This window comes from Helicobacter sp. 13S00477-4 (assembly GCF_002272785.1).
Classification (GTDB): Bacteria; Campylobacterota; Campylobacteria; order Campylobacterales; family Helicobacteraceae; genus Helicobacter_J.
Genome location: NZ_MLAS01000043.1, coordinates 1 through 440, shown reverse-complemented (window position 1 = coordinate 440; position 440 = coordinate 1). Strand labels below are relative to the sequence as shown.

At 33.6% G+C, this 440-nt stretch carries 1 pseudogene; it reads right to left on the bottom strand.

What is annotated here, in order from left to right:
* A pseudogene (locus tag BKH44_RS08680) lies at nucleotides 1-380 on the bottom strand (integrase); the annotation flags it as partial.
* Nucleotides 381-440 lie beyond the last annotated feature (60 nt).

The following is a 440-nucleotide window of genomic DNA, read 5'->3' as shown; positions in this document are numbered from 1 at the left end:
AGTAATGGTCTCATTTGTTCGCTATAATCTGCTTTATGACTATAAGCTAAAGTTACTTGATTGCCTACCCTATGATCCAATATAGCTTCTTTGATCTCAAAAGAAGCATTGTGTTCATTTTGATGAGTATCTACTAAGCTCCTAAAAGTTCCTCTGAAAGAATGCACTGATTGTTTCCTTCCCCTTTTTTCATCATTGAATCCCATTATCCTAAGTGCTTTACTCAGTGAATCTCCTACCATTGGCTTTTTAGGATTACTAGCAGAATAAAATACCCATTCTCCCCAACCGCTAAAGACTTTTATTTTATTCAAGATATTAATAGCTTGATTGGATAAAGGGATTTTAAAATCAGGGATATTCTTATTGTTATCTTTCATTTCAGCTCTTGGAATACTGAGTGTCTTATTCTCCCAATCTATATATTTCCATTTGAGCTT